12 protein-coding genes are annotated in these 11,832 nt (G+C 70.1%); 10 read left to right on the top strand and 2 right to left on the bottom strand.

Translation table 11 applies throughout. The features are described from left to right. The first annotated feature begins 204 nt into the window (after positions 1-204). From ACT3UN_RS15910 to ACT3UN_RS15895, 4 genes are all read left to right on the top strand, one after another. On the top strand, positions 205-1,098 hold the full coding sequence (locus tag ACT3UN_RS15910) for an SDR family oxidoreductase (protein WP_301443794.1): 894 nt from the start codon (positions 205-207) through the stop codon (positions 1,096-1,098). A gap of 6 nt (positions 1,099-1,104) precedes the next feature. Continuing rightward, positions 1,105-1,983, top strand: coding sequence for a glycosyltransferase family 2 protein (locus ACT3UN_RS15905; protein ID WP_301443793.1), 879 nt, complete (start codon positions 1,105-1,107; stop codon positions 1,981-1,983). Between the two features lie 141 nt (positions 1,984-2,124). Continuing rightward, positions 2,125-3,174, top strand: coding sequence for a sugar phosphate nucleotidyltransferase (locus tag ACT3UN_RS15900; RefSeq protein ID WP_441582990.1), 1,050 nt, complete (start codon positions 2,125-2,127; stop codon positions 3,172-3,174). A gap of 427 nt (positions 3,175-3,601) precedes the next feature. Next, positions 3,602-3,904 (top strand): WhiB family transcriptional regulator, encoded by a 303-nt coding sequence (locus ACT3UN_RS15895; RefSeq protein WP_301443796.1) that lies wholly within the window; start codon positions 3,602-3,604, stop codon positions 3,902-3,904. A 15-nt stretch (positions 3,905-3,919) separates the two neighbouring features. On the opposite strand, the gene ACT3UN_RS15890 is transcribed toward ACT3UN_RS15895, so the two are convergent. Next, entirely contained in the window at positions 3,920-4,420 is a 501-nt protein-coding gene (locus ACT3UN_RS15890) for a metallopeptidase family protein (RefSeq protein ID WP_441578767.1), read from the bottom strand. Between the two features lie 90 nt (positions 4,421-4,510). On the opposite strand from ACT3UN_RS15890, the gene ACT3UN_RS15885 reads away from it, so the two are divergent. The 3 genes from ACT3UN_RS15885 to manA are packed head-to-tail and all read left to right on the top strand — an operon-like array spanning position 4,511 to position 7,670. Then, positions 4,511-5,017 carry a DUF3499 family protein gene (locus ACT3UN_RS15885; RefSeq protein ID WP_444657569.1) on the top strand — a complete coding sequence of 169 codons (507 nt, stop codon included), beginning with the start codon at positions 4,511-4,513 and terminating at the stop codon, positions 5,015-5,017. Between the two features lie 27 nt (positions 5,018-5,044). Further along, a complete protein-coding gene (locus ACT3UN_RS15880) occupies positions 5,045-6,421 on the top strand; it encodes a phosphomannomutase/phosphoglucomutase (RefSeq protein ID WP_301444040.1) in 1,377 nt (458 codons plus the stop codon). Further along, on the top strand, positions 6,414-7,670 hold the full coding sequence (gene manA, locus ACT3UN_RS15875; protein ID WP_444657568.1) for a mannose-6-phosphate isomerase, class I: 1,257 nt from the start codon (positions 6,414-6,416) through the stop codon (positions 7,668-7,670). Before ACT3UN_RS15880 ends, manA begins: the two co-directional genes overlap by 8 nt. 70 nt (positions 7,671-7,740) lie before the next feature. Here manA and ACT3UN_RS15870 read toward each other — a convergent pair whose 3' ends face one another. Further along, the gene (locus tag ACT3UN_RS15870) at positions 7,741-8,664 is read right to left on the bottom strand and encodes a hypothetical protein (protein ID WP_444657567.1); all 924 of its coding nucleotides are present in this window, start codon (positions 8,662-8,664) and stop codon (positions 7,741-7,743) included. Between the two features lie 382 nt (positions 8,665-9,046). Between ACT3UN_RS15870 and ACT3UN_RS15865 the strand changes: the two genes are divergently transcribed. The 3 genes from ACT3UN_RS15865 to ACT3UN_RS15855 all read left to right on the top strand — a co-directional run bounded on the left by ACT3UN_RS15865 (position 9,047) and on the right by ACT3UN_RS15855 (position 11,784). Then, on the top strand, positions 9,047-9,436 hold the full coding sequence (locus ACT3UN_RS15865) for a DUF4259 domain-containing protein (protein ID WP_301444231.1): 390 nt from the start codon (positions 9,047-9,049) through the stop codon (positions 9,434-9,436). 144 nt (positions 9,437-9,580) lie between these two features. Beyond that, positions 9,581-11,089 carry an adenosylhomocysteinase gene (gene ahcY, locus ACT3UN_RS15860; protein ID WP_441578763.1) on the top strand — a complete coding sequence of 503 codons (1,509 nt, stop codon included), beginning with the start codon at positions 9,581-9,583 and terminating at the stop codon, positions 11,087-11,089. A 14-nt stretch (positions 11,090-11,103) separates the two neighbouring features. After that, positions 11,104-11,784 carry a dTMP kinase gene (locus ACT3UN_RS15855; protein WP_441582529.1) on the top strand — a complete coding sequence of 227 codons (681 nt, stop codon included), beginning with the start codon at positions 11,104-11,106 and terminating at the stop codon, positions 11,782-11,784. Positions 11,785-11,832 lie beyond the last annotated feature (48 nt).

Genomic DNA, 11,832 nt, shown 5'->3' with positions numbered 1-11,832 from the left:
GTCGATATGTACACAAGATAGGGGGGACTCTACTAGTTACCACGGTGGTTGCCCGGATCACGTCGCGAACACGCGCCCGCGCGAGCGGCCGGTCAGGGGCCGGCCAGCGTAGAGTCGGTGCCCGATCGTAGTACCGGGTCACGCCGCAGGCACATCGGTGTCCGCGCCCGGCACGCAGGAGGTTCACGCACAGTGACGGTATGGGTGACCGGTGCACAGGGCCAGGTCGGACGGTGTCTCGTGGCGCTCGGGGGCGTGGGTCTGTCCCGCGCGGACCTGGACCTCTCGACCGCGGGGACCGAGGCCTTCCGCGGGACGGCCGGGGCCCTGCTGGCCGGTGGCGCGCCCCACGGGGACGCGCCGCACGTGATCATCAACACGGCCGCCTGGACGGACGTGGACGGCGCGGAGGACGACGCGAACCGCGCCACCGTGGAGGCGGTCAACGCCGTCGCCCCCGGCGAACTCGCCCGGGTGGCGCGCGACGCAGGGGTCGGGTTCATCCACGTCTCCACCGACTATGTCTTCTCCGGCACCGCGCCCGAGGGAGGACGAGGCTGGCGTCCGGACGACCCGGTGTGGCCGGCCAACGAGTACGGCCGGACGAAACGCGAGGGCGAGCTGGCGGTGCTCGAGGCCGGCGGCACCGTGGTGCGCACCTCGTGGGTCTGGTCGGGACCCGAGGCCCCCGGACGAGACTTCGTCTCGGTGATGGCCACCCTGGCCGACAACGGCGTGGACCCGAAGGTCGTCGACGACCAGGTGGGACGTCCGACGTTCGCCGCGGACCTGGCCGCGGAGCTGTGGGCACTGGCAGGGGAGCAGGTAGGCGCCGGCCCCGCGCCCGAGATCCTCAACCTCACGAACTCCGGCGAGCCGGTGTCCTGGTGCGGGCTGGCCCGCGAGGTCTTCCGCTGCACCGGCCACGACCGCGCGCGGGTGAGCCCGTGCACCACCCAGGAGTGGCCCACGCCGGCGGCGCGTCCCCCGTGGTCCGTCCTGGACCTGGAGGCATGGTCCACGCGCACCGGGCGCACACCACCGGACTGGCGCGACGCGTTGCGACGGGGTCTCGGGGCCGGTTATCGACTAGGGTGAACTCCCGTGAAACCGATCGCCGTCATCACCGTCACCTACTCACCGGGGGAGTACCTCACCCGATTCCTGGACTCCGTGCCCGCCGCGTCCGGACAGGGCGCGGTCGTGGTCATGGCCGACAACGGCTCGACCGACGGGGCCCCTGAGGCGGCGACCGCCCGCGAGGGCGTGGAGCTGCTGCGTACCGGCGGCAACATCGGCTACGGTGCCGGGATGAACGCCGGGGTGGAGGCGTTGCGGGCGCGCCGGGAGGCCGGTGAGATCGACGGGGAGTTCCTGGTGATCTCCAACCCGGACGTGGTCTTCGACGAGGGTGCGATCGACCGCATGGTCGAGGCCGCCCGCCGGCACCCGCGTGCCGGGGCGGTGGGCCCGTTGATCCGTGAGGTCGACGGCACGGTGTACCCCTCGGCACGCTCGGTGCCGACCCTGGGCGCGGGCATCGGCCACGCGCTGCTGGCACCGGTGTGGAAGGGCAACCCGTTCACCCGCCGCTACCTGGCGGACGCGGTGATGAACCGGGAGCGTACGTCCGGCTGGCTGTCGGGGTCGTGCCAGCTGCTGCGGTGGGAGGCCTTCGACGCCGTGGGCGGCTTCGACGAGCGTTACTTCATGTACATGGAGGACGTGGACCTGGGCGACCGCCTGACCCGGGCGGGCTGGGAGAACGTGTTCACCCCGTCCGCGGAGATCACCCATGCCAAGGGGCACTCGGCGGGCAAGCACCCGGAGATCACCCTGCCGGCGCACCACGACAGCGCCTACCGCTTCCAGGCGGACCGGTTGTCGGCGTGGTGGCAGGCGCCGGTGCGCGCGGCGCTGTGGGCGGGGTTGAGGCTCAGGGGGGCCGTGGCGGTCGCACTGGCGAAGCGGGCGCGCCGTTGACGGCGGAACTGCGTTCGATCGGATAACCTCCCAAGGGTGAACAGTGACGAACGAGACAATCCCTCACCCTCGACCCCTGACACGACCCCTGAGACCGCTGCGGACGTCAACTCCGACCTCGCCGCCAACACCGACGCGGTCATCCTCGTCGGCGGCAAGGGAACGCGTCTGCGGCCCCTGACCAACTCCATCCCGAAGCCGATGCTGCCGGTGGCGGGCTACCCGTTCCTGCAGCACCTGCTCGGCCGGATCCGTGAGGCGGGCATGACCCACGTCGTGCTCGGCACCTCCTTCAAGGCCGAGGTCTTCGAGGAGCACTTCGGTGACGGCTCCGAGATGGGCCTGGAGATCGAGTACGTTGTCGAGGACTCTCCCCTCGGCACCGGAGGCGGCATCCGTAACGTGCTGTCGAAGCTGCGGCACGACCGGGCCATGATCTTCAACGGCGACATCCTCGGGGGCACGGACCTCAACGCGGTCCTGCGCACCCACGTGGACAATCACGCGGACGTGAGCCTGCACCTGCTGCGGGTTGCTGACCCGCGCGCCTTCGGCTGCGTCCCCACCGCGGAGGACGGCCGGGTGGAGGCGTTCCTGGAGAAGGCGGAGGATCCGCCCACGGACCAGATCAACGCCGGCTGCTACGTCTTCCAGCGCGACGTCATCGAGTCCATCCCGGAGGGCCGTGTGGTCTCCGTGGAGCGTGACGTCTTCCCCGACCTGCTGGTGAAGGGGCGTCGCCTCTACGGTCACGTGGACCAGGCGTACTGGCGTGACCTCGGGACGCCGGACGACTTCGTGCGCGGGTCCTCGGACCTGGTGCGCGGGATCGCCCCGTCACCACTGCTGGCGGGACGCAACGGCGAGGCGCTCGTCGACGAGTCCGCCGCCGTCGCCGGCGGGGCGCTGCTCCTCGGCGGCACGGTCATCGGCCGCGGTGCGGAGATCGGCGCGGGTGCCCGCGTGGACACCTCGGTGGTCTTCGACGGTGTGGAGATCGAGGCGGGCGCGACGGTGGAGCGCTGCGTGGTCGCCGCCGGCGCCCGGATCGGCGCCCGTGCCCACCTGCGCGACACCGTGGTCGGCGAGGGCGCCGTCGTCGGTGCGCGCTGTGAACTGCAGGGCGGTGCCCGGGTGTGGCCCGGGGTCGTGCTGCCGGACGGTGGCCTGCGTTACTCCAGCGACGTCTGACCCCCGTACGGGGCAGGCTCGGGCTGAACGAAAATATTTCGATATCTTGTGTCTCAGGGGCCGGATTCCGGCCCCTAACGTCTATATGTAGTGGTTAACCTCGCCTGATTCTCCCCATGTCGTGTCTGTCAGGACGCTGTGAATGCGCTCCAGGGCCCGCATACCGTTACGCGTGTGACTCATGTGACGGATGGGATCTACCGGCGTCAGCGAAAGGTTGACGCTATGGAATTACCCGTGTGTAATCTTTCCTGTAGGAAGAGGCCGGTGGAAGACCGGCACGGCGGATTTCAGTGAGGAGACAACGGTGGACAACCCGGCGGACGCCTTTCGTGGTCCCTTCTCAGAGGGGTCCGCAGCCGTGGACGGCGACGAGGTCCGTTCCAGCCGCGCAGGCGGTACTGGGGCGTCAGGGGAACTCCCCGACCTGCTCCGCGGCGGAATCGACGACTTCACGCCCAGCGCGTTCTCGGATCTGACGGAGGACTTCGACCTCCTCTTCGACGCGGTGGAGCAGGACTGGCAGGAGCAGGCCCTCTGCGCCCAGACCGACCCCGAGGCGTTCTTCCCCGAGAAGGGCGGCTCCACCCGCGAGGCCAAGCGCATCTGCCGGGCCTGCGGCGTGCGCGACGAGTGCCTCGAGTACGCACTCGAGCACGACGAGCGTTTCGGTATCTGGGGTGGGCTGTCCGAGCGCGAACGCCGCCGCCTCAAGAAGCGGCTCGGCTGAGTCCGACCCAGCCGCTCATTCCCAGCTGAACCCGGGGTCGATGACCTCGGGTTCGACGTTGAGGTAGGTCGAGACCAGGCGGGCGATCACGAACCGCAGCCAGTCCTCGGTCTCCAGCCGGTCGGCCGAGCGCTGCTCGATGGGCCGCCGGAAGATGATCAGGCGGGGACGGGTGGGGGACCCGGTCTCGTCCACGCCCGCGGGGACCAGCCGGCCCAGGGGCACCTGACCGTCGGCGGCGACCTCGTCCGACCAGTGGGCGGTGGCGGACTCCAGGCGCATGCGGGGCACCAGGTCGATCGCAACGTCCAGCCCGTTCAGCCGGTCACCGAACTGCTCGAGCACCGGCGCGTAGGCGTCCAGCACCGCGGTGTCGAAGAGCTCCGCGCGGGTAGCGTAGCGCGGCAGCCGCGGCATCAGCACGCCCCGCAGGCCGTGCCCGCGGGTGTCCCTGGCCAGGGCCCGGGGCGCGGAACGGTCCGGGGAGGGGGACCGGGGTGTGGAGGGACGCGTCATGTCTACGATCCTAGACCTGACCGCGGCGCGTCCCCGGGTCCGACAGGCGGGGTCGGCTCGTCCGGCGCGACGGTGGTCTCCGGGACTAGGATGGTCTGTGTGACTGACTACCGACAGTGTTCCAGGCCCGGCTGCGGGTCCCGTGCGATCGCCACCCTGCGTTACAACTATGCCGCCCGCACGGCGACCGTCAACCCCCTGGAGCCCGGGGACGATCCGCACAGCTGGGATCTGTGCGACCGTCATCTCTCCAGACTGACCGTCCCCGAAGGGTGGGGGCTGCAGCGCACGGAGGATCTGTTCCCGGAGGAACCTGTGCAGGCGGCCTCGTACGCCGGCGGTGTCCCCGACATCGCCGACGACATCACCGACGAGGAGATGCAGGCCCTCGCCGCGGCACTCGAGTCCGGGAGCGACAACGGTTACCCGGTCGAGAGCGCCATCGACAAGCTCACGTCGGCACAGCGGCACCCGGTGTCCCGGGTCGTGCGCCGCACCGACATCCCGCAACCGTCCGGCCATCACCCCTCACGGCGGAACCTGCCGGGACGAGCCCCCCAGCGTCATCTGCGCGCAGTGCGCTACGACGGCGAATGATCCGAGAAGAACACCAGGAGAGTTGACATGACACAGCGAGACCGGGAGGCCATCGCCTCCGTCATCAAGGCGTACGACGTGCGTGGCGTCGTGGGCGACGGTATCGACGCAGACCTCGTGCGCGACACGGGGGCCGCCTTCGGCCTGCTCATGCGGGGGGAGGGTGCCGCGACGGTCGTCATCGGCCACGACATGCGCGACAGCTCACCAGAGCTCTCCGAGGCCTTCGCCGAGGGGGTCCGGGGCCAGGGGCTCGACACCGTCTCCCTCGGACTGACCTCCACCGACGAGTTGTACTACGCCTCCGGCAGCATGGACTGCCCCGGGGCGATGTTCACCGCCTCCCACAACCCCGCGCGCTACAACGGCATCAAGCTGTGCCGTTCCGGCGCACGCCCCGTCGGCCAGAAGACCGGCCTCGGTGAGATCACCGACATGCTCGTCGCCGGCGTCCCGTCCTACGACGGCGCGGCGGGCACCGGGACGACGAAGGACGTGCTGGCCGACTACGCCGCCTTCCTCCACGACCTCGTGCCGCTGGACATCCGCCCGCTCACCGTGGCGGTGGACGCCGGCAACGGCATGGGCGGGCTCACCGTCCCCGCCGTCCTCGGCGAGGACTCCGGGGTGCCGGTGACCGTCAAGGACCTCTACTTCGAGCTCGACGGCAACTTCCCGAACCACGAGGCCAACCCGCTGGCCCCGGAGAACATCGTGGATCTGCAGAAGTTCACCGTGGAGCAGGGCGCGGACCTGGGTGTGGCCTTCGACGGCGACGCCGACCGCTGCTTCATCGTCGACGAGCGGGGCGACGCGGTCTCCCCGTCGGCGATCTGCGGCATCATCGCCGAGCGTTACCTCGCCGACCACCCCGGTGCCACGATCATCCACAACCTCATCACCTCGAAGGCGGTGCCGGAGATCGTCCGCGAGCACGGTGGCACCCCGGTGCGCACCCGGGTGGGGCACTCCTTCATCAAGGCGCAGATGGCGGAGGAGAACGCCGTCTTCGGCGGCGAGCACTCCGCCCACTACTACTTCTCCGAGTTCTTCAACGCCGACTCCGGCATGCTGGCCGCGCTCCACGTGCTGGCCACCCTGGGCGGCCAGGACCGTCCGCTCTCCGAGCTGAAGAAGGCCTACGGCCGCTACGAGGCGTCCGGCGAGATCAACTCCGAGGTCGCCGACCAGGACGGGCGCACCGCCGCCGTCGTGGAGGCCTTCGCCGACGAGACGTCCTCCACCGACGACCTCGACGGCGTCACCGTGGAGCTGGCCGACGGGTCCTGGTTCAACATCCGTGCCTCGAACACCGAACCGCTGCTGCGGCTCAACGTCGAGGCGGCCACCACCGGCCGTGTCCAGGAGATCGTGGACAAGGCACTGGCGGTGATCCGTGCCTGAGACGTCCCCGAAGCAGGTCCTCGACGGCACGTCCACGTCCGGCGTCGCCCTGATGGAGGGCAGCCTGCGTAACTACGCCTGGGGTTCGAGGACCGCGCTCGCCGAGCTCACGGGACGGCCGTCCCCGAGCCCGCACCCGGAGGCGGAGCTCTGGTACGGCGCCCACCCCGAGGCGCCCAGCGCGCTCCCGGGTGCGCGTCCGGGGGAGAGCGCCGACCTGCTGCAGCGCATCTCGGCAGACCCCGACTCGGAGCTGGGGGACAGCGCGACGGGCGGACGCCTGCCGTTCCTGCTCAAGTTGCTCGCCGCCGACCAGGCGCTGAGCCTGCAGGCGCACCCCACGCTGGACCAGGCACGGGAAGGCTACGCCCGGGAGAACGAGGCTGGCGTGCCGCTCGGTTCGCCGAGCCGCAACTACAAGGACGACAACCACAAGCCCGAGCTGCTCGTCGGCCTGACCCGCTTCGAGGCGCTCGCCGGTTTCCGTCCGGTGGAGCGCACCCGCGCGCTGCTGGCCGCCCTGGGCGTGCCCGAGCTGGACCGCTACACCGACCTGCTCAGCGGCGTCGCCGGCGACGCGGAGGGGCTGCGCGCCCTGGTGACCACGTGGATCTCGTTGCCGCCGCAGCGGCGGCTGGAGCTGATCGACGCGGTGCTCGACGCCTGCCGTCGACTCATCGCCGCCGTCGACGAGGGGACGGCCGAGGTGTGGATGGCGGGCCCGGCGCAGGCCGCCCTGGACCTGTCGGAGCAGCACCCGGGCGACGCGGGCATCCTCGTGTCGTTGCTGCTCAACCATGTGGTCCTTGAGCCGGGGCAGGCGTTGTTCCTGGCTGCCGGCAACCTGCACGCCTACCTGAAGGGCACCGGCGTGGAGGTCATGGCGAACTCCAACAACGTGCTTCGCGGTGGGCTGACCACCAAGCACGTGGACGTGCCGGAGCTGATGAAGGTCGTGGACTTCTCCGCGACCCCGGACCCGGTGCAGCGCCCCCGGGAGGACGGGACGTTCATCGTGCCGGTGCCGGAGTTCCGCTTGCGGGCGGTGGACGGTTCCACGGTGGACGTTCAGGGGCCGTCGATCGTCCTGGCCGCCGAGGGCTCGGTGGAGGTCGGTGGCGCCGACGGGCGGGGAGTGGTGCTCGCTGCCGGTCAGGCGGCGTGGGTGCCGGCCTCGTCGTCGGATGTCACGGCGCGGCCGGTGGCCTCCGGTGACTCCGGCCAGTTCTTCGTGGCCTCGGTCGGCTGACACCGCAGACATACGCAGCGCGGCCCGGTCCTCGAAGGACCGGGCCGCGCTGTTTTTCTCGGCGTTTGTCTTAGGGGGTGGGGCCGGTGGTGTCGGTGACCGAGTCGGACTGGTCGGTGTCGCCACCGGTCGTGTCCCCGGACTCCTCGTCGTTGGCTTCTCGGGCCTGGCCGTCGCCGCCCTCGCTCTCCTTCGGCGTGGACGGGGCGGAGCTCTCCGTCTCGGTGGACTCAGAAGGTTCAGACGGCTCTGACGGCTCTGACGGTGCGGGAGTTTCAGTGGACTCCGAGGGCTCGCCGGGGTCGGTGGACTCGGACGGCTCGCCGGTGGTGGACCCGTCGGTCTCCCCGGGGATGTCCGGCAGGTTGCTGAGCGACGGCAGGAGGTCGGTCAGCGAGGGCAGCTGCGAGACACCGCCGTCGTCCGTGGGCGTCTCCTCACCTGCGTTGTCGCCGGCGTCTCCGGAGTCGTCCAGGTCGTCAGTTCCCCCGGTGTCTCCGGAGTTGCCGCTGTCGCCGGAGTCGTCGGTACCGCCGTCGTCCGGGGTGGCGCGGGGCGTCACGAACTCGTCGCCGCTCCAGGCGTTCGGCGGTGCGTACCGGTCCGCGGTCAGCGGGGTGGCGAGGTCGGCGCGTGAGTCACCGGCGGGGTCGTCCTCGCCGCGCCCGTAGTCCGGCAGGTCGGTCTCCGACGTGCCGGAGTTCCCCGTGGTCGGGGCGGAGGGGGAGGTGGACGACGACAGGTTGTCGCCGGCGGCGGCCTCCTCGACGGCGGCGCGGTCGTCGTCGTGACCCGGGGACACGTTCTGCCAGGTGACGACGGCGAGGATCGCGGCGGCGGCCAGGCCGGCGACGACGAAGGATCCCAGGATGCGGTTGGCGCGCGAGGCCCGCGCGGCTTCGTCACGCAGCAGAGACTCGTGGTGTTCGGTGGTCCCGCCGTCGGTGGCCGAGGCTTCCTCGTCCTGTCGTTCGGGTTCGAGCTCGTAGTCCACGGTGTCCCTCCTTCCGTCCGGGGTCGTCGTCCGTGGCGTGATGGCGTGGCACTGGAATGTCACGGTTAGATCACAATCTGCCGTAACCCTATCATCCGTATCTAACGCCATGAAAGACCCGAACGTTACCTAACTTCACGGGAACCTGTGTTTGTCGTGGGGTTTTGATGGGCGTCTCCGCGAGAATCGCCGGTCGTTCGCCGCTTTTCCTGGATCGTGACGTCGAGATGAAATCGTGATTTTTCTGCCGCGCGCCCGTGAAATCGGACCCACGGGCACCGCCCGCGCCGACCGTGCGGGGAGGCGGGTGGTCCGTCTGTCGCGACCGGACGCCGCCGACTACGCTCGGTGGCAGGACACGACCACGAGAGGGAAATGAGACATGAGCACCTGGGACGAGACCGTCTTCGCCGACGACACGAACACCGAGTTCCTCGCTGACTGCGACGACCTGGAGGGGGAGGCGCTTGCCGAGGGTCTGAGGGACGCCTGTGCCCTCGCGCTGGACACGGACGCCGGCGGAGCCGCCGGCCGGGGGGTGGACCCCGACTACATCAACGGACTGTGCGCGGCGACCGTGGCCGCCATCTGGTCGGGGGCGCCGTTCACCTCGGCCACCGTCGCCGACGAGCACCCTTTCATCCGTGAGGGCATCGGGCAGTGCCCGGACGACCTCCAGGAGGTCGCCCTCGAGGTGCTGGACCGCGAACTGGAGTCCGCGGGCGATGAGGCGCCGGACGGTCTGGAGACCGTCGTCGAAGCACTCAGCTGACACCGGGCCGGCGACCGGGCCAGCAGACCCCTCCGTGCGCCGGGCACGGCCTGCGGGGGATAGGGTTGACCGGAGGTAGCCCGGCAACTTCCACCATCCAGTACACCCCAGTACATTCCTGACGTTTCGAGGAGCAATCACCCCATGGCAGACTTCGTCGCACCGACCGTCGACACCCACGACGGCACCGGCGCCAACGGCACCCCCCTCCAGTTCAAGGTCCGGGACCTCTCCCTCGCGGAGGCGGGTCGTCACCAGATCCGCCTCGCCGAGTACGAGATGCCCGGCCTGATGGAGCTGCGTCGCGAGTACGGCGAGGAGCAGCCCCTGGCGGGCGCCCGCATCGCCGGCTCGATCCACATGACGGTGCAGACCGCCGTGCTCATCGAGACCCTCACCGCCCTCGGCGCCGAGGTCCGGTGGGCGTCCTGCAACATCTTCTCCACGCAGGACGAGGCGGCCGCCGCCGTGGTCGTCGGCGCCGGCACCCCGGAGGACCCGCAGGGCGTCCCGGTGTTCGCGTGGAAGGGTGAGACCCTCGACGAGTACTGGTGGTGCCTGGAGCAGATCTTCTCCTGGGGCGACGTGCGCCCCAACATGATCCTCGACGACGGTGGCGACGCCACCATGGCCGTCATCACCGGCAGCGAGTTCGAGGGCAACGGCATCGTGCCGGAGCCCACCGACGAGGACTCCGACGAGTACCAGGCCTTCCTGGGCATGCTCGCCCGCGTCTTCGGCGAGGACGACTCCCGCTGGAGCGAGGCCGCGAAGTCCGTCAAGGGCGTCACCGAGGAGACCACCACCGGTGTGCACCGTCTCTACCACTTCGCCGAGCAGGGCACCCTGCCGTTCCCGGCGATGAACGTCAACGACGCGGTCACCAAGTCCAAGTTCGACAACCGCTACGGCACCCGCCACAGCCTGCTGGACGGCATCAACCGTGCCACCGACATGCTCGTCGGCGGCAAGGCCGTGCTCGTCTGCGGCTACGGTGACGTGGGCAAGGGCGTCGCCGAGGCGTTCAAGGGTCAGGGTGCCCGGGTGAAGGTCACCGAGGCCGACCCGATCAACGCCCTGCAGGCACTGATGGACGGCTTCCCGGTGGTCACCGTGGACGACGCGATCGGCGAGGCCGACATCGTCATCACCTCCACCGGCAACCTGGGCATCATCACCTTCGAGCAGATGCGCAAGATGAAGAACCACGCCCTGCTCGGCAACATCGGCCACTTCGACAACGAGATCGACATGGCCTCGCTGCTGCACCGCACGGACGTCAGCCGCACCACCATCAAGCCCCAGGTGGACGAGTTCACCTTCCCGCGTACCGACGCCGCCGACGCAGAGGTCGTCAGCATCGTGGTGCTCTCCGAGGGACGCCTGCTCAACCTGGGCAACGCCACCGGCCACCCGAGCTTCGTGATGTCGAACTCCTTCGCCGACCAGACCATCGCCCAGATCGAGCTGTTCGTCGACGGCGACCGCTACGACAACGAGGTCTACCGTCTGCCGAAGATCCTGGACGAGAAGGTCGCCCGCATCCACGTCGAGGCCCTCGGCGGTCAGCTCACGAAGCTGACCAAGGAGCAGGCCGAGTACATCGGCGTGGACGTCGAGGGTCCGTTCAAGCCCGAGCACTACCGCTACTAGAGGGGACCGCCACCGTGATCATCGCGTTCGAGGGCATCGACGGCGCAGGTAAGAACACCTGCGTCACCGCCCTGGAGGCTGAGCTGCTCTCCCGGGAGATCCCGGTGGCGAAGCTGGCCTTCCCCCGCTACGAGCAGTCCGTCCACGCGCAGCTGGCGTCCGCCGCCCTGCACGGCGGCATGGGTGACCTCGTCGACTCCGTCCACGGCATGGCGACGCTGTTCGCCCTCGACCGGGCGGAGGTCGCCGGGGAGCTCGCGGACTTCGACGACGAGGGCTACGTGGTGCTGCTGGACCGTTACGTGGCGTCCAACGCTGCCTACTCCGCCGCCCGCCTGGGGGTGGGGGAGGCCGACGTCGTGGACAGTGAGGTCGTGGCCTGGGTCGACGAGCTGGAGTTCGACGGGCTGGGTGCGCCGGTGCCGGACGTGCAGATCCTGGTCGACGTGCCCGACGAGGTGGCCTCCGGGCGTGTCGCCGGGCGTGCCGAGCAGGACGCCGACCGTGCCGCCGACGCCTATGAACGCGACGGTGACCTGCAGTCGCGCACGCTTGCGGCCTACCGCGCGCTGGCGGCGGCGCAGTGGCGCTCACCCTGGTGGACGCTGGACAACTCCGGCGACCCCGCGGACCTGCAGCAGGCCGTCAGTGACCTGGTGGACGGTCTCGTCGAGGGCCCCTCCACCGACGGCTAGGAGCGCGTTGAGGGGGGAGGACCTGCTACCAACCAGGATGGTTTGTGA

The sequence above is a fragment of the Corynebacterium sp. AOP12-C2-36 genome (assembly GCF_052379185.1).
Lineage (GTDB): Bacteria > Actinomycetota > Actinomycetes > Mycobacteriales > Mycobacteriaceae > Corynebacterium.
Note: the sequence above shows the minus strand (reverse complement) of the source record. Positions and strands in the feature narration are given on the sequence as shown.

Excerpts from the sequence above, each read along its gene's own strand:
- ACT3UN_RS15890 (WP_441578767.1), bottom strand. The coding sequence starts at position 4,420 with ATGACGCGTCCCTCCACACCCCGGTCCCCCTCCCCGGACCGTTCCGCG.
- ACT3UN_RS15880 (WP_301444040.1), top strand. The coding sequence starts at position 5,045 with ATGACACAGCGAGACCGGGAGGCCATCGCCTCCGTCATCAAGGCGTAC.
- ACT3UN_RS15865 (WP_301444231.1), top strand. The coding sequence starts at position 9,047 with ATGAGCACCTGGGACGAGACCGTCTTCGCCGACGACACGAACACCGAG.
- ahcY (WP_441578763.1), top strand. The coding sequence starts at position 9,581 with ATGGCAGACTTCGTCGCACCGACCGTCGACACCCACGACGGCACCGGC.
- ACT3UN_RS15885 (WP_444657569.1), top strand. The coding sequence starts at position 4,511 with ATGGTCTGTGTGACTGACTACCGACAGTGTTCCAGGCCCGGCTGCGGG.